Raw genomic sequence first — 24,354 nt, 5'->3', positions numbered from 1 at the left:
TCACCTCAAGCACGCTTGGTGCGGATCAGGTCGGCGACACCACGCGCGGTGCCCGCGCCGACGAGTTCGTCCGGGGCCAGTGCGACGCCGGTCAGGTCCGCCAGCCGCGCCCCGAGGTCGATCAGGTGCAGCGAGGTGACCCCGTGTTCGAGCAGGCCGTCGTCCGGGCCGAACCGCTGGTCGCTCACCTCGGTCAGCGTCGAGCGCACCAGCCCGGTCAGCCGGTCGGCGTGCTCCCCGCTCCCGCGCGGCTGGGCGGATCCCAGCCGGGAAGCCAGTTCCTTGCGGTCGATCTTGCCGTTGGTGTTGCGGGGGAAGGAGTCGAGCACCCGCACCAGCGACGGCACCATGTAGTCGGGCAGCCGCTCACGCAGGTGGTCCAGCAGTTCGCTTTCGGCGGGCCGCTGCCCCGGCGCGGGCACGCACCACAGCACCAGCCGGTCCGCCGCGGCCTGCACCACCGCCTGGTGCAGGCCGGGGAACGCCTCCGCGGTCACCTCGACGTGCCGCGGCTCGACGCGGAACCCCCGGACCTTGAGCATCTGGTCGGTGCGCCCGGCGAGCACGATCTCGCCGCGCTCGGTCAGCTTGGCCAGGTCCCCGGTGCGCAGCAGCCGCTTGCCGTCGTGGCGCACGAACTTGCGCCCGGTCAGTTCCCGGCCGCCGAGGTACCCCAGCGCCACGCCCTCACCGGCGATGCACAGCTCCCCGAGCTGCCCCGGCGGGCATTCGCCGAGCCACTCGTCGCGCACGGTCAGCTCCACCCCGGGCATCGGGCTGCCCACCGGGACCTCGGCCGTGCCCAGGTCCGCGGTGGTGATCTTGTGCACCGCGGTCAGCGCCGAGTTCTCCGTGCAGCCGAAGGCGTTGAACAGGTCCCCGCCGGCCACGGCGAGCGCCCGTTCCAGGTGCGCGGTGGACGGGAAGTCCCCGCTGACGATCACCGAGGACGCCTGCGCGATGGTCTCCGGGTGGTGCTCGACGAGCAGGTTGAACAGGCCGACCGGCAGGTTGAGCACGGTGGTGCGCTCCCGCGCGATCAGCCGGGCCAGCGCACCGAGCGGCGGCACCTCCTGCGGGGCCACGCTGAGCCGCCCGCCCCGCAGCAGGCAGGTCCAGATGTCGGTGGTCGACGCGGCGAACGCCGGCTGCGCGAGCTGCAGGAACCGGTCACCGGGGCCGGGGGTGAACCCGGTCAGCTTCCGCGACACCCTGGCGATGCCGCGGTGCGCGATCACCACCCCCTTGGGTTCGCCGGTCGACCCGGAGGTGAACAGGATGAACGCGGGGTCCTCCGGTGACGACCGCGGCCGCAGCGGGGCCGGGGACAGCGGCTCCGCTGCGGTCAGCAGTTCCGCCACCGGCAGGCAGGCGCCCGCGGGCAGCCCGCCGGGTGGCGTGGCGGTGTCGGTCACGACGAGGGCCGGTTCGGCGGCGCGGCACAGCTGCGCCTTGTGCTCGGCGGGGTGGACCGGGTTGACCGGCACCACCACGTGCCCGGCTTTGAGGATGCCGAGGAACAGCTGGTAGGTGGCCGGGCAGCGGTGCAGGTGCACCGCGATCGGGCCGCCCGCGGGCAGGTCCCGCTCATCCAGTGCGCGGGCGATCCGGTTGCTCACCGCGTCCAGTTCGGCGTAGGTCAGGGTGGTGGTGCCGTCGGAAAGGGCCTCGCGGCCGGCGTGGTCGCGGGCGGTCCTGGCGAAGGCGTGGTCGATCGTCTCCGCCGCCGATCGGGCGGCGAGCCCCGGGGACGCCGGGGTCACACGGGTGCCGAGGTCGCTGGTCATCGGGTTCTCACCGTTCCTTCCGGGGTGCGCAAGTGCGCCAGGCTGGCCCGGCCGAAGGGGGTCGACGGATCCACCAGGTCCAGCGGCAGGTCGAAGTGGTCACGGCCGGGCACGATCCGGCCGCTGACCGGGGTGCCGAGGGCGGCCAGGTGCGCCAGGTAGCCGTCGTGCTGACGGAGGTAGGCCGGGGTCTCGTACTGCCCGGCGGCGAGCAGCACCTCGTCGCACCGGGGCGCGGGCATCCGCGCCGGGCTGCAGTCGCGCGCCGCCGCCGGGGTCAGGCCGAGCGCGTGGTTGACGTAGGTCCGCGGGATCTCGCTCAGGTCGTAGAGCCCGCTGAGCAGGCACGCGCTGCGCACCCGCGGGGTGCGGTCACCAGCCAGCGCCGCGGCCAGCAGGTGCGCGCCCGCGCTGCTGCCGGCCACGTGCAGCTGGTCCGGGTCGATCCCGTACCGCGGGCCGGTGACGGCCAGCCAGCGCAGGGCCCGCGCGACCGAGGCGATCATCTGCGGCAGCGTGCGGGCCGGGGCGAGGCCGTAGCCGACCGCGACGAACGCCAGGCCGCGGGCCACGGCGTGCTCGGCGGCGAAGCAGGCGTCGTCGATACCGGACTCCTGCCAGTGCCCGCCGTGCACGAAAACCAGGGCCGGGGCGCCGGCGGGGAACACGTGGCACCGCTCACCGGGCTCCGTGCCGTAGGCGACCGCCTCGTGCACGCTCAGGCGCGCCCGCGCGGTGTCACCGCGCTCCCGGTACCGCCGCAGCGATCCGGCGGGGTCGCGGGCGGCGGAACTCGGCGAGTACGCCCGGTCGAGCGCGCTGGGCTCACGCATCGGGCTTGCGCCCCTCGATCACCCCGTGCGGTGTCCAGCCTTCGTTGTGGATGCGGGTGATGCCGGTGAACCCGGCGGCGGTCAGCCACTCCTCGTGCTCGCTCCACTCGTAGATCGTCGAGTCCTCCGAGGGCAGCGTCGCGAAGTAGACGTTGTCCAGCGCGGTGTAGAGCGGGCCGTTGCCGTCGTCGGCGGCGAAGGCGTTGAACACGATCACCCGGCCACCCGGCCGCAGCGCCTCGTACGCCTGCTTGAGCAGCGCCTGGTTCTGCTCCGGCGACCAGATCACGAACTGGTGGGCGAACAGCACCGCGTCGTACCCGGCGGGCATCGGCTCACCGAACATGTCGCCGGCCACCACGTCGATCCGGTCGCCCAGCCCGGCCGCGGCGATGTTGTCCCTGGCCACCTCCACCGCGCCTTCGAGGTCGAACACGGTGGCCTCCAGGTGCGGGTGCGCCCGCACCAGGGCGATCGCGTTGACCGCGCTGCCGCCGCCGACGTCGAGCAGCCGGTGCACCCCGCGGTAGTCCACCTGCCGCAGCAGCACCGGGTTGGACAGCTCCGACCACGAATGCATCCCGCGGTAGAACAGGTTCTCCAGCTCCGGGGTCTGCTCCAGCCGGGCGTAGAGGTTGCTGCCGGTGCCCGGCACGTGCTTGAGGCCCTGGTTCTTCCCGGTCCGCAGCGATTCGGCGTACTCCTGCGCGGGCAGGTAGGACAGCTGGTGCTGGAAGTCGATGATGTTGCGGATCAGCGGCCAGGTGCCGTCCTCGATCGCGGTGCGCAGCGTCCGGCTGGGGGCGTAGCGGTTGGCTTCGCGTTCGGTCAGCCCCAGCGAGGTGGTGCCCAGCAGCAGTTTGCGCGCCGACTTGGCCGGGATGCCCAGCCCGGTGGCCACCTGCTCGCCGGTGGACGGCCCGTTCAGCGTCAGGTACTCGAACAACTGCAGCTCCGAGGCCGCCCGCAGTTGCTGGAAGGCGGCGAAGCCGAACAGCACCGGCACCAGCGAACCGAGGTCGACCGGTTTGCCCGTCTCCCCCGCCGCCGCGCCGGGTGTGGTCTGGGTGTCGAGATCCTGCATCGCGCTCCTCCGTCGTCTTCGGTCTTCGGTCGTCGGCTCTCAGAGCCGGGTGCGGAAGGTCCACAGCTCCGGGAAGAACCGGTGCTCGTTGATCGTCCGCAGCCAGGCGGCGCCGTCGCTGCCGCCGGTCCCGCCCTTGCCGCCGAGCATGCGTTCCACCACCAGCAGGTGCGTGGAGCGCCAGCAGGAGAACTGGTAGGCGACCTCCAGCAGGCTTTCGGCCAGCCGGTGCTCCTGCGGGTAGCGCTCCGGGTGCCGGTAGACCTCCAGCCACGCGTCCTCGACCAGCGCGCTGGGCTCGTGCTGCCGCGTCGGCTCCCGGTCCAGGCAGTCCGAGGGCAGCGAGAACCCCCGCCGGGCCAGGTACCGCAGCGCCACGTCGTAGAGCGACGGCTTGGCCAGTTCGGCGCGCAGCAGCGTGTGCCCGTCCCGGCGCGCGGCTTCGACCTGCCGCCCGGGCCGGTTGCCCATCACGAACTCCAGCGTCCGGTAGGCGAAGGACTGCACCCCCGACGCGTCGTTGAGCACGTCGCGGAACTGCACGAACTCGTCGGCCGACATGCCGTTCATCGACTCCCAGCAGGCCACCAGCACCCGCTGGGTGCGCGTGGCCCGCGACAGCGCCAGGCAGGCGTGCGGCACGTCGTCGTGCTCCAGTTCCCGGCGGGCCCCGTCGAGGTCGTCGATCACCGCGCGGAACAGCAGTTCCTTGACGTGGCTGAGCAGGATGAAGTTCAGCTCGCCACGGGCTTCGCTGCGCGGGTGCTGCAACTGGTGCAGTTCGTCCATGCGGGCGTAGGAAACGTACTCGGGTGCCTGGGTCATCGCGCTCCCTCCACGGCGTGGCCGAGCGCGTCGACCGCGCGCCACACCTGTTCGTGCGTCACGTACAACGGGGCGAAGGCGAACCGGATCAGATCCGGCGGCCGGCTGTCGACCAGCACGCCGTGCTCGGCCAGCACCGCCTCCACCCGCTCGGCGCCGGGCACGCGGAGGGCGAGGTGCCCGCCACGGGCTTCCGGGTCACGCGGGGAAACCAGTTCCCGTGCCAGCTCGGGGGCGCGTTCGGCCAGGCGGTCGAGGAAGAACTCCCCGAGTTCCGCGCTGCGGGCGCGCAGGGCCTCGATCCCCGCGTCCAGCAGCGGGTCGAGGGCGTGGTCCAGGCCGATCAGGCTGAGCACCGGCGGGGTGCCCGTGCGCGCCCGGTCGGCGTCGCGGGCCGGTTCGAACTCCGGCGCCATCGCGAACGGGCGGGCGTGCCCGTGCCAGCCGGCCAGCGGGAAGTCCACTTCGGACTGGAGCCGGTGCGGCAGGTAGAGGAACGCCGGCGCGCCGGGACCACCGCCGAGGTACTTGTACCCGCAGCCGATGGCCAGGTCGACCCCGTTGGCGTCGAGGTCGGTGGGCAGCACCCCGGCGGCGTGGCTGAGGTCCCACACCGAGACCGCCCCGGCGTCGTGGCACCGCCCGGTCAGCGAGCCGATGTCGCGGCGTTCCCCGGTGCGGAAGTCCACCGGTGCGGCGACCGCGGCCGCCACCGAAGCCGGGTGCCCGGCCAGGTGCGCGTCGAACTCCCGGCCCGATTCGACCACCAGCCGCCGGTCCAGCAGCCGGGCCACCGAGGCGGCGATGTAGAGGTCGGTGGGGAACGCGCCGCCCTCGATCAGCAGCACCGGGCGGTCCGGGCGCAGCCGGCACGCGGCGACCAGTGCGTTGAACAGCGTGGTCGAAGTGGTTTCCCCGGCGACCACGACCTGACCCGGTGCGGCGCCGAGCAGCCCGCCGATCTTGTCGCCGACCGTGCGGGGCAGGTCCAGCCAGCCGTGCTGGAACCAGCCCCGCACCTGGCGGCGTGCCCACTGCCCGGCCACCAGGCGCGCCAGCGCCCCGGTGAGCCCTTCCCGCGGCGGGCCGAGTGAGTTGCCGTTGAGGTGGATGAGCCCGCCGGTGGCGAAACCGGGCCGGGCCCGCTGCTCCACGGTCATGCCGCACTCCCTTCGCCGACCCACACCGGCGCGGTGACCCGCACGCTGGCCTGGTCACCGACCGCACCGGTGCAGTGGAAGACGGATTCGGTGCCGCGCCGGGTCACCTGGCGCACGGTCACCGGCGCGGCCCCGCCGGCCATGGCGAGCCCGGTCATGCCGAGCGCGGCGGCGGCGGGCAGGCAGCCGGCGTCCTCCGGCAGCCCGAACCCGGGGGCGAACACCCGCGCCAGCACCTCCCGCCGCCCGGCGTCCCACCGGAACAGCGTCAGATCGGTCAGGCCCAGCGCGCCCAGGCGGTCGAGGTCCGGTGCGGGCAGCGACCGCGGGTCCTCGGTGACGCGGACGAAGTTGAACGCGCGGCCGATGCCACCGGCGTGCGCGGTGCCCCGGTACCGCTGGAAGATCTCCGGGGCGTCCGGGGCCTCCTGGTGCACGGCGGGCCCGTCGAACGGCACCCGGACCGTGCGGCCGTCGGTCCACAGCCACTGGCAACCCGAATCGGCAGTGCGGCCGACCTCGCCGGTGGGCAGTGCGTGCGCGCGGACCAGGCAGGCGGCCACCCCGGCCAGCGAATGCGTGGCGAACGGCGTTTCCCCCGCCGCGTTGAAGATCCGCGAGGAGAACGTCCGCTGCGCCCGGGAAACGCCGTCGACCAGCGCGTGCTCGTCGGCGCCGCCGCGGCACGCGTGCTTGGCCGTTTCCTCGATCGCGCCGTCGTCGCACGGGCCGTCGGGCACCAGCACGCCCAGCGTGCTGCCCCGGCCCGGCGCCGCGCCGAACATGTCCACCGTGGTCACTCGCATGACTTGCCTGCCAGGTGCTTTTCCGCGAATTCGGCAACTACCCGTTCATCGCCCCGGAAGGGCTCGTCGGGACGCGGCCAGTGCACGACGAGGTCGGTGAAACCCGCCTGCGCCAGGTCCGCGGTCGCGTCCTCGTAGGCCGACGGCGACGCGGTGATCCCGCGCACCGCCCCGTCGGCGACAAAAAGCTTGCGCAGGGCACCGGGATCGCGCCCGGCCCGTGCACACGCCGCGTCCATGCGCCGCACCTGCTCGCGCAGCGCGGGCAGCACTTCGGCCAGCGGACGGCCGCTGAAGTCGTTGGGCGGTCCCGAAGTCACCCAGTACTCGGCGAACCGCGCGGCCAGCGCCATGCCCCTGGGCCCGGTCGCCGCCACCGCGAACGGCAGCCGCCGCTCGGCCCGCGGGTGGAAGGTCACGCCGTTCGCGGTGTACCACGGCGAAACCCGGTCCACGTCCCCGGCCACGAGCACGGCGTCGAGCAGTTCGACGAAGTCCTCGAACCGGGCGGCGCGTTCCCGCGGGCTGAGCTGCGCCCCGCCGAGGATGCTCGCGTCGTGCCCGGGAGCACCGGCGCCCAGCCCGCAGATCAGGCGGCCGCGAGCGACGTCGTCGACGGTGACCAGGTCCTTGGCCAGCGCCACCGGGTGGCGGAAGTTCGGCGTGGCCACCAGCACCCCGAGGCCGATGGAACCGGTCGCGGTGGCCGCCGCGGTCAGCGTCGGCACCGAGCCGTACCAGCGGCGTCCGGCGAACCACCGCCACATCAGGTGGTCGTAGGTCCAGGCGTGGTGGTAGCCGAGCTGTTCGGCGGCCCGCCAGCGTTCGGCGGCGGCCTTCCACTCGTGCTCGGGCAGCACCACGATGCCGTGCCTCATGAGCGCACTTCCTCCAGCCGCAGCTCCGAAACCAGGCGGATGGCCCGGTCGAGCACCCCGAGCGCGTCGGTGACCAGCGGCTTCATCGAGTCGTCTGCGTTGTCTGCACCGTCGGCCAGCACCGGGTGGTGGCTGCCTTCGACGTTGGGGTAGTACCCGTGGTGGGTCAGGTCGGTGGCCAGTTCGTCCAGCCGCGATTCCAGCTGCGCCACCAGTTCCACGTGGCTGACCGGCCGCCGGATGGTCAGGAAGAAGTTGTCGTAGAGGTCTTCCTTCTCCCTGGACACCGTCACCCCCGGCGCGCCGGCGGACTGCTGCAGCAGCGAACGCCCGTCGGGCACCAGGTGGTCGGCGATGTGGTCGTGGGTCACCGCGTTGCGGGCCACCGCCTCGCCGAGCACCGCGCACGCCGGGTCGTCCTGCCAGGGCAGCTTGCCCCGGAACAGCTTGCGGACCGGGCGGTAGTCCGGCGCCCAGGTGCCGCTGAACGAGGGGTGCTGCAGCACCATGCGCACCCGGGTGTGGGCGTGGTAGTGCTCCCGCGGCACGGTCGAGGAGTAGAGCAGCATCGCGCTGTAGCCGTCGACGCAGGCCGCCAGCACGTCGATCTCCCGCTCGCCGGGCACCTCGTCGGGGTGCTGCCACACCACGTCGCACATCGCCCGCCACAGCACGAACGAGACCTGGTGGCCGACGATCCAGCGGAACCAGAACAGCCGCTGGGCGTCCACCTCGGACCGGCCGAACAGGTCGTAGCCCGGCAGCTCGCGCCCGGCCTCCCCGCTGTGGTGCGTGGCGTCGGGCCAGGTCTCCAGCGCGTGGCTGGTCGGCGGCATGAACAGCAGCCGGGGCACCAGCACCGGCGGGCAGTGCCCGTTCGCCCGGCTCACGACCGGGCTCCGGCGAAGCAGACGAACTCCAGTTCGAGGCCGTTGGGGTCGAGCACGTACAGGCTCTGCATGCCGTCGTCGTCGACGACGATGTCCGAGGGCGGCACGTCCCTGGTCCACCCCGAGTCCACCCGGTCGCGGGCCCGCAGCCACTGCTCGCGCAGCTGCACCAGCTGCTGCGGGTCGTCCACGGTGATCCCGATGTGCTGGTACTGGTACCCCAGCGGGTCCGGCCCGGACTGGCTGTGCGCGGCCCGGTCGAACACGTGGAACCGCAGGTCGCCCTTGCGCAGCTCGACCAGCTTCCTGATCCCGGGAAGCCGTGCGCAGGTCAGCGGCGAGAAGCTGTCCATGGACCATTCCACCGTGGTACCGAGGAATTCGCGGTACCAGTCGATCGTGGTGTCCACGTCGTCGGTCTGAATGGCGAGGTGGTGCACTCTCGGCGCGATCTCAAGCCCGTTCATCGGATGCCCTTCCGTCGCGAATGCGCTTGGCGTAATCGCTTCCCACGGGGGCGGAAAGCGCTCGGCCTGGCAACTCCCATGCTCGCCGCACCGCCGCACCCACGGCAATCAAATCGACCTCAGGGAACTCTTAAATCGGTGTCAGGCGGTGCCACCGCGATTTGGCGACCCGGGGTGACCAGTGCTTGCGCGAGGCGTCACCGCCACCGGCTCCGGTTCCACCCAGGGCACACCCAGCGCCAACTTCGGCCGTGTTATCGGTTCGTGATTGGGCCGATCGAATTACTCCGGTGACCCCGGGTGAGCTTTACCCGATCTGACAATGACTTCAAAGTTCGTTGAGTGTGCCCGCCGGGGAGCCGGGGTTACGGTCGAGTCAATGGCAGCGACACCACCTTGACGGGAGTTGAGCATTCATGAGCCGCGCGGATTCCCCCGCCACCACGGTCGTGGGGTTCGATCCGATCGACCGCCAGTGGCTGCGGGAACCGGAGGCGACCGGCCCCTCCTTCGCCACCGCCCCCGCGCTGGACGGCGAACTCCTGGTCGACCCCGCCGCCCGGCAGGCCGCGGGCACCGACCTGGGCAACATCGCCGACCGGCCGCCGTGCGCGGTGCTGCGCCCGCGCTCGGCGCACGACGTCGCCAAGATGGTCCGCTTCTGCCGCGCCTACGACATCACGGTCTCCACCAGGGGACAGGCGCACACCACCTACGGCCAGGCGCTCTCGGGCGGACTGGTGATCGAGAACCGCTGCCTGGACCGGATCCACTCGCTCGGGCCGAACGTGGCCGAGGTCGACGCGGGCATCCTGTGGAAGGACCTGGTCACCGCCGCCTACGCCCGGTCGCCGCGGCTCACCCCGCCCGCGGTGACCGGCTACACCTCGCTGACCGTGGGCGGCACGCTGTCCATGGGCGGGCTCGGCGGTCTCGTCGGCGGCCTGCGCACCGGGCTGCAGGTCGACCACGTGCGCGAACTGGAGGTCGTCACCGGCGCCGGCCGGCTCGAACGCTGCTCGCCCAGCCACCACGCCGACCTGTTCGAAGCGGTGCTCGGCGGGCTCGGGCAGTGCGGGGTGATCACCAAGGCGACCATCGAACTGGTCCCGGCCCGCGAACGCGCCCGCACCTACGTGCTCGGCTACACCGACAACGCGGTGTTCTTCCGCGACCTGCGCACGCTGACCGAGCGCACCGGCATCGACCACGTCTACGCCGAACTGCACCCGCCGGGCACCGAGCCCACGCACAAGCTGTATGCGACGGTGCTCTACGACCCGGCCACCCCGCCCGACGACGAGGTCGCCACCCGCGGGCTCGGCGCCGAACCGGCCGTCGACGACACCACCTACCTCGACTACGTCTTCTCCATCGACCGCTTCGTCGACCAGATGCGGGAAACGGTGCAGTGGGACCAGCTGCTCAAACCGTGGTACGACGTGTGGCTGCCCGGCAACGCCATCGAGGACTACGTCGCCGAGCTGCAGCCCTCGCTGAGCCCGCGCGACCTCGGCCCGTACGGCATCAGCCTGATCTACCCGCAGCGCCGCAGCCACCTCACCCGGCCCTACCCGCCGGTGCCCGAACCGGACGGCTCGCCGTGGGTGTACGTGCTCGACCTCAACACCACCTCCGCCACCCCGGCGGCCGACCCGGTCTACGTCGAGGAAATGCTCGACCGCAACGCCCGGCTGTTCACCCGCGCCCGTGACCGCTACGGCGCGAAGCTGTACCCGATCGGCTCGGTGCGGTTCACCGCGCAGGACTGGCGCGCCCACTACGGCGACCGCTGGCCCGCCTTCCGAGACGCGAAGCTGCGCTACGACCCGGCCACCATCCTCGCGCCCGGTCCCGGCATCTTCGGCAACGGGTGAACCCCGTCGTTTCCCGACCACTCCGCGACTTTCCCAGGGGGTAGCGCATGCTTCCGTCCAAACCCGAACTGCAGGGCACCCACGGCGCCGTGGCCAGCACGCACTGGCTGGCCACGGCCACCGGGATGCGGATGCTGGCCGGTGGTGGCAACGCCTTCGACGCCGCCATCGCCGCCGGTTTCGTGCTCCAGGTGGTCGAACCGCACTTCAACGGCCCCGGCGGTGACGTCTCCATCGTGGCGCACCGCGCCGGGCGCGACGACGTGCAGGCCATCTGCGGTCAGGGCCCGATGCCGCGGGCCGCCGGCATCGGCGCGTTCACCGACCTCGGCCTCGACCACATCCCCGGCTCGGGCCTGCTGCCCGCCTGCGTGCCCGGTGCCTTCGGCGGCTGGATGCGGCTGCTCGCCGAATTCGGCACCATGCGCGTGGCCGAGGTGCTCGAACCGGCCATCGGGTACGCCGAGCACGGTTTTCCCCTGCTGCCCGAGACCGCGCGGGCCATCACCGCGCTCGCCCCGCTGTTCCAGCAGGAGTGGCACGGCTCGGCGCGGACGTACCTGACCGGCGGCCCGGCACCCGCCGAGGGCAGCCGCTTCCGCAACCCGGCTCTGGCCCACACCTACCGGCAGCTGAGCAAGACCGCCGAATCCGCCTCCACCGACCGCGAAGCGCAGATCCAGGCCGCGCACGACGCCTTCTACCGCGGCTTCGTCGCCGAGGAGATCGCCGAGTTCCTGGCTTCCGGGCCGATGCTCGACGCCACCGGCAGGCGGCACCGGGCCCTGCTCAGCGGTGACGACCTCGCCGGCTGGGAACCCACCGTGGAGAACGCACCCAGCCACGCCTACGGGCCGTACCGGGCGTTCAAGCCGGGACCGTGGTCGCAGGGACCGGTGTTCCTGCAGCAGCTCGCGCTGCTCGACGGGTTCGACGTGGCCGGGATGGGCCAGGGCAGCGCCGACTACCTGCACACCGTGGCCGAGAGCACCAAGCTCGCCATGGCCGACCGCGAGGCGTGGTACGGCGACCCCGCCTTCAGCGACGTGCCGCTGACCGGCCTGCTCGACCCGGACTACACCCGGGCGCGGCGTGAACTGGTCGGCGCCCGCGCGGTGCCGGAACTGCGGCCCGGCGCACCGGGTGGCCGCACCTCCTTCATCCCCGCACCGGCCACGCCGGGCGATCCGGCGGCGGAACCGGAGTGGCGCTTCCAGCTGCACAGCGGGCTGCCGACGATCCTGCAGCACACCACGGCCAAGGCCGACACCTGCACGGTCACCGCCGCCGACCGGCACGGCAACCTGGTCGCCGCCACCCCCAGCGGCGGCTGGCTGAAGAGCTCCCCGGCCATCGGCGCGCTCGGCTTCCCGCTGGGCACCCGCGGCCAGTCCATGCACCTGGTCGACGGCCACCCCAACTCGCTGGCGCCGGGCAAGCGGCCGCGGACCACGCTCAGCCCGACCGTGGTGCTGCGCGAAGGCCGCCCGGTGGTGGCGTTCGGCACCCCCGGCGGGGACCGCCAGGACCAGTGGACGCTGCAGTTCTTCCTCAACGTCGCCGACTTCGGCCTCGACCTGCAGCGCGCCACCGAGACCACCACCTTCCACACCGACCAGGTGCCCGCCTCGTTCACCCCGCACGCCTGCCGCCCCGGGGTGCTGGTGGCCGAGGAGACCTGCGCGCCGGAGGTGGTCGCCGAACTCGAGCGGCGCGGCCACGAGGTCGAACTCGTGCCGGCGTACTCACTGGGCCGGGTCTGCACGACCGGGTTCACCGAAGGCGAGGGGTTCGTGCGGGCCGCGGCCAGCCCCCGCGGCAGGCACGCCTACGCGGTCTGCGAATAGGAACGAACCGGCGAAGGGAACGAGGATCCATGACACTGACCGACCACGCCACCGAACTCGTCGAGTTGCAGGACACCGAGCAGCGCCGGGAGTGGCAGGCGTTCGTGCTCTCCGAGCTGCCCGAGATGATCAGCGCGATGCACGTGTGCCACGCGGTGCGGGCCATCGCCGGCACCCCGCTGCTCGAACGGCTGCGCGAGGGGCCGCGGCGCACCAGCGAAGCGCTGCTGGCCGGGCTCGACACCTCCATCGGCGAGGGCTTCCTGCGTTACCTGGTCCACCGCGGCATCCTGGAACCGCAGGGCGACGAGTTCTTCCTGACCCAGCGGGGCCAGTTCCTCACCACCGACGTCTCCCTGGCCCGGCTCGGCGTCTACGCCGGGGCCTACGGCGAGGTCACCAGCCGCATCGGTGACCTGCTCAACGGCGACGCCGCCTACGGCGTCGACGTCACCCGCGACGGCGGCGCGCTCGGCGCGCACTGCGCCACCCTGTTCTCCGCCTTCCACACCCCGGTCGTGCTGCGGGCCATGCGCGGGCGCGACGTCTCCTGCGTGCTCGACGTCGGCTGCGGTGGCGGGCAGCTGATCGTGGACGCCTGCCTGCGCGACCCGTCGCTGACCGGCATCGGGCTGGACATCGATCCCGACGCCGTGGACGTGGCCAGGGACCTGGCCGAGCGCGCCGGGGTGGCCGACCGCACCGAGTTCGTCGTCGGCGACGCCTTCGCCCCGCGCACCTGGCCCGACATCTGCGCCGAGGCCGACGGGCTGTGCATCATGAGCGCGCTGCACGAGCACTTCCGCAACGGCGAGCAGGCCGTGGTCGACCTGCTCGACGAGATCTCCGAGATGTACCCGCAGCAGAAGATCCTGCTGGTCGGCGAGCCCGAGATCCGCTTCGACCACCGGGAGAACGACGACGACTTCTTCCTCATCCACGTGCTCACCGGGCAGGGCCTGCCCCGCGACCGCTCGGCCTGGCTCGACGTGTTCGCCCGGTCCACCCTGGACTGCCGCCGGATCTACACCCGGCCGGGCGCCGGGCCCCGCATGTGCTTCTACGACCTGGTGGCCCGCCCGCGCTGAAAACCCCCGACTACCGGAGAGGACCGATCGTGACCACAACAGAGACATCGGCCTCCGTGACCGACCTGGCCCTGTTCTCGGCCGAGGTGCTGCACGACCCGTTCCCGCACTACCGGCGGCTGCGCGACCACGGACCGGTGGTCTACCTGAGCGAGTACGACCTCTACGGCGTGTTCCGCTACGAGCAGGTGCGCCAGGCGCTGCTGGACTGGGAGAGCTTCAGCTCCGCTCGCGGCATCGCGATGAACCCCACCGCCAACGAGATGTCGGTCGATCTGATCCTGGCGATGGACCCGCCGCGCCACCGCGCCCTGCGCAAGGTGCTCGACGCCGCGCTGCGCCCGAAGTACGTGCGCCAGGTGATCGACGACGTGGAGCGCCTGGCCGACGAACTCGTCGAGCGGCTGCTGCGGCGCGGGGAGTTCGACGGGGTCGCCGACTTCGCCCGCAAACTGCCGGTGGACGTGGTCATGGACCTCATCGGCTTCCCCCGCAACGAAAACCGCGAGCACATCCTGGACTGGGCGGTCGGCGGGTTCGACTTCATGGGCCCGGCCGGGGACCGCCAGCGGGCGGCCTACCCGGCCGTGGAAGCGCTCATGCGGTACCTGGCCACCGAGACCACCGCGGACAAGCTGCTGCCCGACAGCTTCGGCCAGATCGTCTGGGCGGCGGCCGACCGCGGGGAGATCACCACCGACGAGGCGCTGATGACGATGAGCGCCTACGCCTGCGCCGGACTGGACACCACGATCTCCGGGGTGTCGAGCACGCTGTGGCTCCTCGCGCGCAACCCCGGCCAGTGGGCGGCGCTGCGCGAAGACCCGGACCTGGTGCCCAGCGCCTTCCTCGAAGGCGTGCGCCTGGAATCGCCGCTGCAGTTCTTCTCCCGGGTCACCACCCGCGACGTCGAACTCGGCGGGATCCGGATTCCCGAGGGCGCGCGGGTGGTGCACTCCTACGGCTCGGCCAACCGCGACGAACGCCACTACCCCGAACCGGACAGCTTCCGGGTGCGCCGCAACCCCGCCGACAGCGTCGGTTTCGGCTACGGCGTGCACAACTGCCCCGGCCGGTCGCTGTCCTCGATCGAGGCGCACGCCCTGTTCGGCGCGCTCGCCCGGCGGGTCACCACGATCGAGCTGACCGGGGAACCCACGCGGACGCCGAACAACATCACCCGGGGCCTGGACACCCTGCCCGTCCGCATCCGCTGACCCGAAGAGGTGATCGACATGCAAGCGGCTCAACTCGTCCGGTACGGCGAACCGCTGGACCTGCGCGAGGTCCCCGACCCGTCCCCGGAACCCGGCGGCGTGGTGCTCGCCGTGCTCGCCTCGGGCATCTGCCGCAGCGACTGGCACGCCTGGATGGGCGACTGGGGCTGGCTGTTCGGGCAGATCCCGCTGCCGCGGACGCTCGGGCACGAGGTCGTCGGCGAGGTGGTCGCCACCGGCCCGCGGGTGCGCGGGATCCGGGTCGGTGAACGGGTCACCGTGCCGTTCCACCTGGCCTGCGGCACCTGCGCGTACTGCCGGTCGGGGCGGGCCAACCTGTGCGACGGCATGCAGGCGCTCGGGATGTCGCGCGACGGCGGGTACGCCGAATTCGTGTCGATCCCGAACGCGGACTTCAACTGCGTGCCGGTGCCCGAGGCGGTGTCCGCCCTGGCCGCCAGCGCGATCGGCTGCCGGTTCATGACCGCCTTCCACGCCGTCGGCGCCCGCGGCGGGGTGCGCCCCGGTGAGTGGGTGGCGGTGCACGGCGCCGGCGGGGTCGGCCTGTCGGCGGTGCAGCTGGCCACCGCGGCCGGGGCCGCCGTGGTGGCCGTCGACATCGACCCGGCGAAGCTGGCGCTGGCGGAGAAGCAGGGTGCGGTGTCCACAGTGGACGCCAGTGCCGAGCCGGACGTGCCCTCCGCGGTGCGGGAGCGCACCGGCGGCGGGGCGCACGTCTCCCTCGACGCCGTCGGCGCCCGCGCCACCGCGGTGAACTCGGTGCTGTCGCTGCGCAAGGGCGGGCGCCACGTGCAGGTCGGGCTGACCAGCGCCGCCGACGCCGGGCAGATCGCGCTGCCGATGGACGTGATCACCACACGCGAGCTGACCGTGGCCGGGTCGCACGGCAATCCGCACAGCAGCTACCCGCGGCTGCTTTCGCTGATCGAGTCCGGTGTGCTGGCACCGCAGGACCTGGTGCAGCGCACGGTGCCGCTGCGGCAGGCCGGGCCGGTGCTGGCCGAGATGAGCGGGTTCGGCACCACCGGTATCACCGTGATCGACCGGTTCCGGGAGGCGGCGTGAACCAGGTGCTGACCCGGCCGCGGCTGCTGCACATCGGCGGCGAGTTCACCCCCGCCGCCGACGGCCGCACCTTCGACACCATCGACCCGTCCACCGGCGAGCGCATCGCCGAAGTCGCCCACGCCGGCCCCGAGGACGTCGACGCGGCCGTGGGTGCCGCGCGCACGGCCTTCGACGGCTGGTGGAGCGCCCTGCCCGCGATCGAACGCGGACGGCTGCTCGGCAGGCTCGCCGACCTCGTCGAGCAGCACGCGCGGGAACTCGCCGAACTCGAATCGCTGGATTCGGGCAAGCCGATCACCAGCACGCTGGCGACGGACCTGCCCGGTGCGGTGGCCCAGTTCCGCTACTTCAGCGGCTGGCCGACGAAGATCGAGGGCCAGACGCTCCCGGTCGCCGTGCCGGACACCCTGTGCTACACGCGGATGGAACCGGTGGGGGTCTGCGCGCAGATCCTGCCGTGGAACTTCCCGATGCTGATGACGGCGTGGAAGCTCGGCACGGCGCTGGCCGCCGGGTGCACCGTGGTGCTCAAACCGGCGGAGCAGACCCCGCTGACCGCGTTGCGCCTGGCCGAACTGGTCGCCGAAGCCGGCTTCCCGCCCGGCGTGGTCAACGTGCTCACCGGCGACGGGAGCACCGGCGCCGCACTGGTCGACCACCCCGGCGTGGACAAGATCGCCTTCACCGGTTCCACCGCGGTGGGCCGCGAAATCGGCGCGAAGGCCGGGGCGCGGCTGCAGCGGGTGACGCTCGAACTGGGCGGCAAGAGCCCGAACATCATCCTCGCCGACGCCGACCTCGACGCCGCGATCCCCGGTTCGTTCCAGGGCGTCTACGGCAACACCGGGCAGGCGTGCAATGCCGCGTCGCGGTTGTTCGTGCACCGCAGCCGCTACGACGAGGTGATCGACGGGCTGGCGGCGCTGGCGGCGAAGGCGCGGGTCGGCCCGGCCCTGGACCCGGCCACCGAACTCGGGCCGCTGGTGTCGGCCGAGCAGTACCGGCGGGTGCGCGAGCACATCACCGGCGCCGTTGCCGACGGCGCGACCCTGCGCGCGGGCGAGGTCCCCGGCACCACCCCGGCGGGCGGCTACTTCCTCCGCCCCACCCTGTTCACCGACGCCGGACCGGACCTGCGGATCTGCCGCGAGGAGGTGTTCGGCCCGGTGCTGGTGGCCACCCCGTTCGACGAGGTCACCGAGGTGGTGCGGCAGGCCAACGACACCGAGTACGGCCTGGCCGCCGGGGTGTGGACCCAGCACCTGGGCAGCGCCCACAGCCTCGCCGCCCGGCTGCGGTCGGGAGTGGTCTACCTCAACTCGTGGGCCTCCGGGGACCCGGCCGCCCCCTTCGGCGGACGCCAGTCCTCCGGCGTGGGCCGGGAAATGGGCCGCCCCGGCATCGACGCCTACCTCGAACCGAAAACCGTGTGGACGGCCCTCACCTGATCTCTTCGACCCCTTGATGCGGTGCGGCGACTTCGCTGCACCGCATCAAGGGTTTGGTGATGGGGGAAGCCAGTGAACCCGAGCAGACCGCGAAGCCGACCACACCGGCCAACTGCAGAACCGGCCCGAACCGCCGAATCATCGCGCCGGGCCGAACCGCCGAGCCGGGCCGTGGAGCCGGAGCAAACCGCAGGACTGGCCCGAACGGCGGAGCCGAACCGCCCAACGCCGAGCCGGGCCGAACTGCCGACTGCCGACCGAACCCGCCGAGCCGTCCCGCACCGAGGGCTGGCTCAGCCGGCGGGCACGCGTTCCCGCGAACGCTGCACCAGATCCGGGATCAGCGTGAGGATCCCGCAGCACGCCATCGCCGCGCCGATCCACAGTGGGGCCGACAGGCCGAGGCCGGCGCTGATGCCGAGCCCGCCGAGCCACGGCCCGATCACCACCCCGACGTTGATCGCCGAGCCGTTGACGGTGTTGACCAGGGCGCCTTCGTTGGACACCGACATCACCCTGGCGGCCATGGCCGGGTTCAGCGGCAGCCCGATCAGGCCCAGCAGCACGGTGGCTGCGATCGTCGGCAGCTGGTGGGACACGACCAGCGCGAAACCGGCCAGCACCACCGTCAGCGCGACCAGCCCGCCGAACAGGATCGGCCGCAGGTGGCGGTCGGCGTACCGGCCGACCACGACGTTGCCCACCACGGTGGCGACACCGTAGACGGCGAAGAGCACCGGCACGGTCGCCGGGCTGAATCCGGTGGCACCGGTGAAGATCGGGGACAGGTAGCTGAAACCGGCCACCACCGAGCCGATGACCAGCGCGTTGGTGGTGTAGGCACCCCACAGCCGGGCGTTGCGGAAGACCCGCAGTTCCGCCCGCAGGTCGAGTTCCTGGGTGCCACCGGAGGCGGGCACCTTGGCCACGACCGCCGCGATGCAGACCACCGCCAGCGCGTCGACCACCCAGAAGCTGGCCCGCCAGCCGAAGTGCTGCTCGATGAAGGTGGCCGCGGGCAGGCCGACCACCTGCGCCACGGTGATGCCGCCCAGCACCACCGCCATCGCCCGCCCCCGCCGTTCGGGGCCGACGAGCCGCACGCACACCGCGGCGCTCACCCCGAAGAAGGCCGAGGCGGCCAGCGCGGTCAGCACCCGCGACACCACGAGCACCCAGTACTGGCAGGCCACCGCGCCGATGGTCTGCCCGATGACGAAGACCACCAGCAGCCAGACCAGCGCGCGTTTCGGCGGTACCCGCATCAGCCCGACGGTCAGCAGCGGACCGCCGATCACCATGCCGACGGCGTAGATGGAGACCAGGTAACCCACGGCGGCGATGGACACGCCGAGGTCGCCCGAGATGCCGGGGATCAGCCCGGCGACCATGATTTCGGTGGTGTTGAGGCAGAAGACGCCTGCGCCCAACACGTATACGGCAAAGGGCACAACTCTCCCCACCGGAGCCGCTTCAGCCGCCGGCGGGCAGCGCGAAGGAACTCCACCGGTTGCCGGACGGGTCGGTGAACTGCCCGATGGTCAGGCCGTTCGCGTCGGCCACCGGCCCCAGCACCGGCTGCCCGCCGCCCTTTTCCACGCGTTCGAGCAGATCCGCCACGTCGGCCACGCGGAGCCCGGGAATGGCGTAGTCGGTGGCACCGGGCATCGACGACAGATCGAACACCCCGCCGATGGGCTCGCTCGCCCCACCGGAGAAAATGCTGTAGTAGACGACGCCTTCGGCGGCCTCGTCGCGTTCACACGTCCAGCCGAAGGCGGCTTCGTAGAATTCACGGGTGGCCGTGAACTCGGTGGTGCCGATTTCGAACCACGCGGTGGCGCCGACCACCGGTTCGACCGCCTCCCGCGGCTCGATCAGGCCGAGCCGGTTGCCCAGCACGTCGGCGACCACCGCCCGCTGAGCACCGGCCGGTGACCGGGACGGCGGCTCGTCCACCTCGGCACCCAGCGGTTCCAGGCGCTGGACCGCCGCCGCCACGTCCGGCTGGGTGACGTGGATGACCAGCCCGTCCCGCGCACCGCGGCGCAGGGCGCCCATGCTCGCGCCCGCTCCGGCGGCGGTGATCGTCTGGTAGGCGTCGCCGGACGGAGTGAATTCCCAGTCGAAGATCCCACGGTAGAATTCCCGGCTGGCGTCCGGATCGACGGCGGTGATTTCGAACCATCCCACGGTCGCGGGATGCGAACGGGTGTTCATCAGAACTCCCTTCCCTGCGGGGGTCCGCCCATACTAAACTGATTTCTGAGTGGAAATCAAGTTGCCGGAGAGAAAGAGGCGGGCCCGATGCCACGGGAAAACGATGTCGATCCGGCGGCCGATCCCCGCGAGACGGTGGAGAACGCGCTTTCCCTGCTGACCTGCGTGCTGGTCGCCCGCCGCACCCGGGCCACCCCCGAACGCGTCACCTGGCAGCAGTACGACGTGCTCGAGGTGCTGCGCCTGCGCGGGCCGATGACCCCGTCCGCGCTGAGCGGGGCGCTGGGTGTCTCGCGCCCGACGATGTCCAAGGCGCTGCGCATCCTCAAGGACCAGCACCTGGTGGCGCAGGCGGCGCTGGGCATCGACCGGCGCGAGCAGACGACCTCGCTCACCCCGGCGGGCCGCGAGTTCCTCCAGCGCGCCGCCCGCAGCCGGCGGGAGAACGCGAAGGCGGTCGAGGCCGCGCTCACCCCGCGCGAGCAGGCGATGTTCGCCAAGCTGTGCGGCAAGGTGACCACCGCGCTGCAGGAGGCACCGCAGCCGTTCCCGCTTCGCGAGGTCTGAGCGCACGACCGATCAGCGCCCGGCTCGTTCCAGATTCGCCCGCAGGTACGCGGCGGTGACCGAATCGGGGTGCGCCCTCAACTGCTCGGGGGTGCCTTCGAACAGCACCTGACCGCCGTGGCGGCCGGCGTCCGGGCCGAGGTCGATCACCCAGTCGGCGTGCTTGACCACCTCCAGGTCGTGTTCGACCACGATGACGGTGTTGCCGTCGTCGACGATGCGGTCGAACAACGCGAGCAGGGTGTCCACGTCGGCCAGGTGCAGCCCGGTCGTCGGCTCGTCGAAGACGAACACGCTGCCGGTGTCACGCAGGCGGTGGGCGAGCTTGAGCCGCTGCCGCTCACCGCCGGACAGGGTGGACAGCGGCTGCCCCAGGGTCAGGTAGGACAGCCCGACCTCGCTCAGCAGTTCCAGCTTGCGCACCACGGTGTCCTCGGTGAAGAACGACAGCGCCTCTTCGACGGTGAGCGCGAGCACCTCGACGATGTTCTTGCCGCCCAGGGGTTTTTCGAGCACTTCGTCGCGGTACCGGCGGCCTTCGCACACCTCGCAGGTGACGGTGACCGGGTCCAGGTACGCCAGGTCGGTCTGGATCACCCCGCGGCCCTGGCAGGCGGGGCAGCCACCGGTGGAGTTGAAGCTGAACAGGCCGGGGTCGGCGTCGTTGGCCTTGGCGAACAGCTTGCGGACGGTGTCCATGATCTCGACGTAGGTGGCCGGGGTGGACCGCGAGGAGATGCCGATGCTGGACTGGTCCACCATCACCGCGTCCGGGTACTGGGCGGCGAAAACCCCGGAGATCAGCGAACTCTTGCCCGAACCGGCCACCCCGGTGATCGCGGTGAGCACCCCGGCCGGGATCTTCACCGTCAGGTTGCGCAGGTTGTTCAGCTTGGCGTTCCTGATGGTCAGCGCGCCGCTGGGCTCGCGCACCTGCGGCTTCAGGCCGGTGTGGTGGCGCAGCCGCTTGCCGGTGAGCGTGTTCGACCGGCACAGCTGCCGGTAGGTGCCCTCGAAGACGATTTCGCCGCCGTGCGTGCCCGCACCGGGGCCCATGTCCACGAGGTGGTCGGCGACCGCCATCACGTCCGGGTTGTGCTCGACCACCAGCACGGTGTTGCCCTTGTCCCGCAGTTCGCCGAGCAGTTCGTTGAGCCGGTGCACGTCGCGCGGGTGCAGGGCCACGCTGGGCTCGTCGAAGATGAAGGTCAGGTCGCTCAGGCTGCTGCCGAGGTGGCGCACCGTCTTGAGCCGCTGGCCCTCGCCCCCGGACAGCGTGGAGGTTTCGCGGTCGAGGCTGAGGTAACCGAGGCCGATCGCCTCCACCCGTTCCAGTGCGGTGATGGCGGCCTGCACCACCGGTTTGGCGACCGGGTCGTCGATGCGCCGCAGTTCGGGGATCAGTTCGCTGATCTCCATCGCCGCGTGGTCGGCGATGTTCTTGCCGTGGATCTTCGACGCCAGCGCGGCCTGGTTCAGCCGCCCGCCGCGGCAGACCGCGCACACCCCGGCCCTGACCACCTGCTCGACCTCGGCGCGCTCCTTGTCCTTGAGCGCGTCGAGGCCGTTCTTCAGGTAGCGGCGGTTGAACCGCACCACCAGTCCCTCGTACTCGTTGGAATGGGTCGATTCCTTGCCCGCGCGTTTGACCTTGAAACCCTCACCGTGCAGCAGGAGATCTTTTTCCTCGGCGGTGAACTCCTCAATCGGTTTGTCCGGGTCGAACAGTCCTGATCGGGCGTAGAGCTGCCACTGGAAACCGCCCACCGCGAACAGCGGTGAAGTGATCGCGCCGTCGTTGAGCGATTTCTTCTCGTCCAGCAGCGCAGCGAGGTCCAGGCGCACGGTGCGCCCGAGGCCCTGGCATTCGCCGCACATGCCCTGCGGATCGTTGAACGAGTACATTGTGGACGGACCAGCCCCCGGTTTCCCGTGCCGGGAGAACAGCACCCGCAGCATCGGGCTGATCTCGGTCATGGTGCCCACGGTGGAGCGCGAATTGCCGCCGATCGGTTTCTGGTCCACCACGACAGCGGTGGAGAGGTGGGCCATCACCTCGGCCCGCGGGCGTTCGTACTTCGAGAGCCGGTTGCGGATGAACCAGGGAAAGGTTTCGTTGAGCTGCCGCTGGGACTCGACCGCGATGGTGCCGAAGACCAGCGAGGACTTCCCCGAGCCGGAGACGCCGGTGAACACGGTCAGCTGCCCCTTCGGAATGCGCAGCGACACGTTCTTCAGGTTGTGCTGCCGCACCCCCTCCAGCACGATGGTGTCATTCGCGCGCCGTGCTCCACGGCTCGACATGACCACTCCCTCAGCCCGGCGAACTGGTTTCCAACTGGAAACCATAACAGTGGTCACCCCGGGCGGCAATCGCGTCCGGTTTCCGGCCTGCGTGAAATCGTGCTTGCCCACATGCCCGCTTGCTAGCATGTGGGCATGGCTCCAGCCGCGAAACGGCAGTTCAGCGTGTACCTGCCACCCGACCTGGTGCGCCGGGTGAAGCACGCCTCGGTCGAGGCCGACGAGTCGCTCTCGGCGTTCGTCGAGCGGGTGCTCGAAAACCACCTGCGGCGGAGCGAGGCCACCGGTGGGGGGACGAGCCGATGCGAGTGATGCCGATCCGCTACAGCTCGGACGTCGAGGCGCTGACCCGCTTCTACACCGCACTCGGCCTGCGGGTCGGATCGGTGTCGCGGCCCGGCGGGTGGATCGAACTGCCCGCCGAAGGGGGCCTGCTGGGCCTCCACCGCAGCGCCGCCGCCGGGGACACCGGCCGCTGCGAACTGGCTTTCGAAGCCGACGAGCCGCTGGAGGAGGTCGCGGCGCGCCTGCGGGCAGCCGGGTTCGACCCCGGGCCGGTGCTGGACGAGGCGTTCGGGCATTCGCTGCGGGTGACCGATCCCGACGGCGTGCCGGTGCAGATCAACCGCTACGACCGAGAGCTCTACACATGAGCGATCGCCCACTGGCGGGCGGAACGGGTTCCCTGTTCCTCGCCGTGGGGATCGTCGCGCTGGAGTTCGCGGCGGCCGTCACCGGTTTTGTCGCTTCCACGCTGCTGCCCGTGGTCGCCGGCGAACTGCAGGCGCAGGACGAACTCGGGCTGCTGATCGCCGGTTCGACGCTGGGCCTGTTCGTCGCCCTGCCCCTGGCCGGGCGGGTGCTCGACCGGGTGGGCCCGCGCGGCACGCTGGCCGCCGGGATGCTCGCCTATCTCACCGGGCTCGCCGTGGCCGCGACCGCCCGGACGGCGTGGGTGTTCGCCGCGGGGCAGTTCGCCGGTGGGCTCGCCGGCGGCCTGCTGGCGGTGTTCGGCATCAGCTCGGCGATCCAGCACCTCGGCGAACGGCTGCGGTTGCGGGTGGTGGCGGCGTCCTCGGCGATGTGGATCCTGCCCGCGCTGGTGGGCCCGGCCGCGACCCTGGGCCTGGCGCACCTGGTGGGCTGGCGCTGGACCCTGTTGCTGCCGGTGCCGTTCGTGGTGTTCGGCAGGCTGCTGGTGGTGCGGGCGGTGCGGGGGGCGCCGCCCGCCCGTGGTGCGCCACGGCCGCTGGGCCGGACGCTGCTGGTGCCGCTGGGCGCGGCCGGGGTGGTGCTGAGCGGCGCGTGGTGGCCGCTGGCGGTTCTCGGGGCGGGGATCACCGTGGCGGGCACGGTGTCGATCCTGCCGGCGGGTACCGCGCGGCTGCGGCCGGGCACCCCGGCCGCGCTCGGGGCGATGCTGCTGTTCGCGATCGGGTACTTCGGCGCGGACAGCCTGATCACCGTGTTGCTGACCAGCGGGTTCGGCCTGGGCCTCGGGCAGGCGGCGCTGGTGCTCAGCGCCGCTCCGCTGGGCTGGGCGGTGACCGGCCTGGTGGCCACCCGGTTCACCCCGGCGCGTGCCCAGCGGCGCTTCCCGGCGGCGGGGTTGACCTTGACGGCCGTGGGTGCGGCGGTGCTGGCGGGCGCACTGGCCACCGGCGGTTCGTTCGCGGTGGTGCTCGTCGCGTGGGCGGCGGGCGGGGTCGGGGTGGGGCTGGCGTACCCCGTGCTGTACCTGCGGGCGACCACGGCGGGGTCGAGCGGGTTCACCGCCGCGGAACTGGCCACCGCGGTCATCACCGCCGAATGCGTCGGCCAGCTGCTGGGCCGCGCGGTCGGCGGGGCCCTGAGTTCGGCGGGCGGGCTGCTCGCCTCCTACGTGTTGTTCGCGCTGGCGTTGCTCGCCGCAGCCGGTGCGGCGGCGCGGACCGGGCCGGCCGCTTAGCCCGGTCCGCGCCGCTCCG

General features: G+C 72.1%; 22 protein-coding genes. 10 read left to right on the top strand and 12 right to left on the bottom strand.

Annotated elements, in window-relative coordinates; translation table 11 throughout:
* Positions 1–5: 5 nt before the first annotated feature.
* Genes AC07EG_RS22605 through AC07EG_RS22565 form a run of 9 tightly spaced genes read right to left on the bottom strand, consistent with a single transcriptional unit; the run spans position 6 to position 8,730 of the window.
* Positions 6–1,787 carry a non-ribosomal peptide synthetase gene (locus AC07EG_RS22605; protein WP_478255130.1) on the bottom strand — a complete coding sequence of 594 codons (1,782 nt, stop codon included), beginning with the start codon at positions 1,785–1,787 and terminating at the stop codon, positions 6–8.
* Positions 1,784–2,620, bottom strand: a complete 837-nt coding sequence (locus AC07EG_RS22600) for an alpha/beta hydrolase (RefSeq protein ID WP_478255129.1) — start codon at positions 2,618–2,620, stop codon at positions 1,784–1,786. The genes AC07EG_RS22605 and AC07EG_RS22600 overlap by 4 nt, the downstream gene beginning before the upstream one ends.
* The gene (locus AC07EG_RS22595) at positions 2,613–3,704 is read right to left on the bottom strand and encodes a methyltransferase (RefSeq protein WP_478255128.1); all 1,092 of its coding nucleotides are present in this window, start codon (positions 3,702–3,704) and stop codon (positions 2,613–2,615) included. The genes AC07EG_RS22600 and AC07EG_RS22595 overlap by 8 nt, the downstream gene beginning before the upstream one ends.
* A 39-nt stretch (positions 3,705–3,743) precedes the next feature.
* A complete protein-coding gene (locus AC07EG_RS22590) occupies positions 3,744–4,529 on the bottom strand; it encodes a tryptophan 2,3-dioxygenase (RefSeq protein ID WP_478255127.1) in 786 nt (261 codons plus the stop codon).
* Positions 4,526–5,689: an aminotransferase class V-fold PLP-dependent enzyme gene (locus AC07EG_RS22585; RefSeq protein WP_478255126.1), complete on the bottom strand. Its 1,164-nt coding sequence runs from the start codon at positions 5,687–5,689 to the stop codon at positions 4,526–4,528. Before AC07EG_RS22585 ends, AC07EG_RS22590 begins: the two co-directional genes overlap by 4 nt.
* Positions 5,686–6,495 carry a phenazine biosynthesis protein PhzF gene (locus AC07EG_RS22580; protein WP_478255125.1) on the bottom strand — a complete coding sequence of 270 codons (810 nt, stop codon included), beginning with the start codon at positions 6,493–6,495 and terminating at the stop codon, positions 5,686–5,688. The genes AC07EG_RS22585 and AC07EG_RS22580 overlap by 4 nt, the downstream gene beginning before the upstream one ends.
* The gene (locus AC07EG_RS22575) at positions 6,486–7,373 is read right to left on the bottom strand and encodes an LLM class flavin-dependent oxidoreductase (protein ID WP_478255124.1); all 888 of its coding nucleotides are present in this window, start codon (positions 7,371–7,373) and stop codon (positions 6,486–6,488) included. Before AC07EG_RS22575 ends, AC07EG_RS22580 begins: the two co-directional genes overlap by 10 nt.
* Positions 7,370–8,263, bottom strand: coding sequence for an L-tyrosine 3-hydroxylase (locus AC07EG_RS22570; protein ID WP_478255123.1), 894 nt, complete (start codon positions 8,261–8,263; stop codon positions 7,370–7,372). Before AC07EG_RS22570 ends, AC07EG_RS22575 begins: the two co-directional genes overlap by 4 nt.
* The gene (locus AC07EG_RS22565; RefSeq protein WP_478255122.1) at positions 8,260–8,730 is read right to left on the bottom strand and encodes a VOC family protein; all 471 of its coding nucleotides are present in this window, start codon (positions 8,728–8,730) and stop codon (positions 8,260–8,262) included. Before AC07EG_RS22565 ends, AC07EG_RS22570 begins: the two co-directional genes overlap by 4 nt.
* Positions 8,731–9,146: 416 nt before the next feature.
* On the opposite strand from AC07EG_RS22565, the gene AC07EG_RS22560 reads away from it, so the two are divergent.
* The 6 genes from AC07EG_RS22560 to AC07EG_RS22535 are packed head-to-tail and all read left to right on the top strand — an operon-like array spanning position 9,147 to position 17,296.
* Positions 9,147–10,607, top strand: coding sequence for an FAD-binding protein (locus tag AC07EG_RS22560; protein WP_478255121.1), 1,461 nt, complete (start codon positions 9,147–9,149; stop codon positions 10,605–10,607).
* A 47-nt stretch (positions 10,608–10,654) separates the two neighbouring features.
* Positions 10,655–12,454: a gamma-glutamyltransferase family protein gene (locus tag AC07EG_RS22555; protein WP_478255120.1), complete on the top strand. Its 1,800-nt coding sequence runs from the start codon at positions 10,655–10,657 to the stop codon at positions 12,452–12,454.
* 29 nt (positions 12,455–12,483) lie between these two features.
* Entirely contained in the window at positions 12,484–13,542 is a 1,059-nt protein-coding gene (locus tag AC07EG_RS22550) for a methyltransferase domain-containing protein (protein ID WP_478255119.1), read from the top strand.
* A 29-nt stretch (positions 13,543–13,571) separates the two neighbouring features.
* The gene (locus AC07EG_RS22545; protein ID WP_478255118.1) at positions 13,572–14,759 is read left to right on the top strand and encodes a cytochrome P450; all 1,188 of its coding nucleotides are present in this window, start codon (positions 13,572–13,574) and stop codon (positions 14,757–14,759) included.
* An 18-nt stretch (positions 14,760–14,777) separates the two neighbouring features.
* A complete protein-coding gene (locus AC07EG_RS22540) occupies positions 14,778–15,845 on the top strand; it encodes a zinc-dependent alcohol dehydrogenase family protein (protein WP_478255117.1) in 1,068 nt (355 codons plus the stop codon).
* A complete protein-coding gene (locus AC07EG_RS22535) occupies positions 15,842–17,296 on the top strand; it encodes an aldehyde dehydrogenase family protein (protein WP_478255116.1) in 1,455 nt (484 codons plus the stop codon). Before AC07EG_RS22540 ends, AC07EG_RS22535 begins: the two co-directional genes overlap by 4 nt.
* A gap of 293 nt (positions 17,297–17,589) precedes the next feature.
* Here the strand turns inward: AC07EG_RS22535 and AC07EG_RS22530 are convergent, their stop codons facing one another.
* Together AC07EG_RS22530 and AC07EG_RS22525 are read right to left on the bottom strand one after the other, a co-directional pair.
* Positions 17,590–18,726 carry an MFS transporter gene (locus tag AC07EG_RS22530; RefSeq protein WP_478255115.1) on the bottom strand — a complete coding sequence of 379 codons (1,137 nt, stop codon included), beginning with the start codon at positions 18,724–18,726 and terminating at the stop codon, positions 17,590–17,592.
* Between the two features lie 43 nt (positions 18,727–18,769).
* A complete protein-coding gene (locus tag AC07EG_RS22525) occupies positions 18,770–19,489 on the bottom strand; it encodes a VOC family protein (protein WP_478255114.1) in 720 nt (239 codons plus the stop codon).
* Between the two features lie 114 nt (positions 19,490–19,603).
* Between AC07EG_RS22525 and AC07EG_RS22520 the strand changes: the two genes are divergently transcribed.
* Positions 19,604–20,083, top strand: coding sequence for a MarR family winged helix-turn-helix transcriptional regulator (locus AC07EG_RS22520; protein WP_478255113.1), 480 nt, complete (start codon positions 19,604–19,606; stop codon positions 20,081–20,083).
* Between the two features lie 12 nt (positions 20,084–20,095).
* Here the strand turns inward: AC07EG_RS22520 and AC07EG_RS22515 are convergent, their stop codons facing one another.
* Positions 20,096–22,387 (bottom strand): ATP-binding cassette domain-containing protein, encoded by a 2,292-nt coding sequence (locus tag AC07EG_RS22515; protein ID WP_478255112.1) that lies wholly within the window; start codon positions 22,385–22,387, stop codon positions 20,096–20,098.
* Between the two features lie 135 nt (positions 22,388–22,522).
* Between AC07EG_RS22515 and AC07EG_RS22510 the strand changes: the two genes are divergently transcribed.
* The 3 genes from AC07EG_RS22510 to AC07EG_RS22500 are packed head-to-tail and all read left to right on the top strand — an operon-like array spanning position 22,523 to position 24,335.
* On the top strand, positions 22,523–22,699 hold the full coding sequence (locus AC07EG_RS22510) for a CopG family transcriptional regulator (RefSeq protein ID WP_478255111.1): 177 nt from the start codon (positions 22,523–22,525) through the stop codon (positions 22,697–22,699).
* Positions 22,690–23,040: a VOC family protein gene (locus AC07EG_RS22505; RefSeq protein WP_478255110.1), complete on the top strand. Its 351-nt coding sequence runs from the start codon at positions 22,690–22,692 to the stop codon at positions 23,038–23,040. The genes AC07EG_RS22510 and AC07EG_RS22505 overlap by 10 nt, the downstream gene beginning before the upstream one ends.
* Positions 23,037–24,335 (top strand): MFS transporter, encoded by a 1,299-nt coding sequence (locus AC07EG_RS22500; RefSeq protein WP_478255109.1) that lies wholly within the window; start codon positions 23,037–23,039, stop codon positions 24,333–24,335. Before AC07EG_RS22505 ends, AC07EG_RS22500 begins: the two co-directional genes overlap by 4 nt.
* Positions 24,336–24,354 lie beyond the last annotated feature (19 nt).

It is taken from the genome of Amycolatopsis sp. NPDC045836, from assembly GCF_056431745.1.
This window is presented reverse-complemented; position numbering and strand designations above follow the sequence as displayed.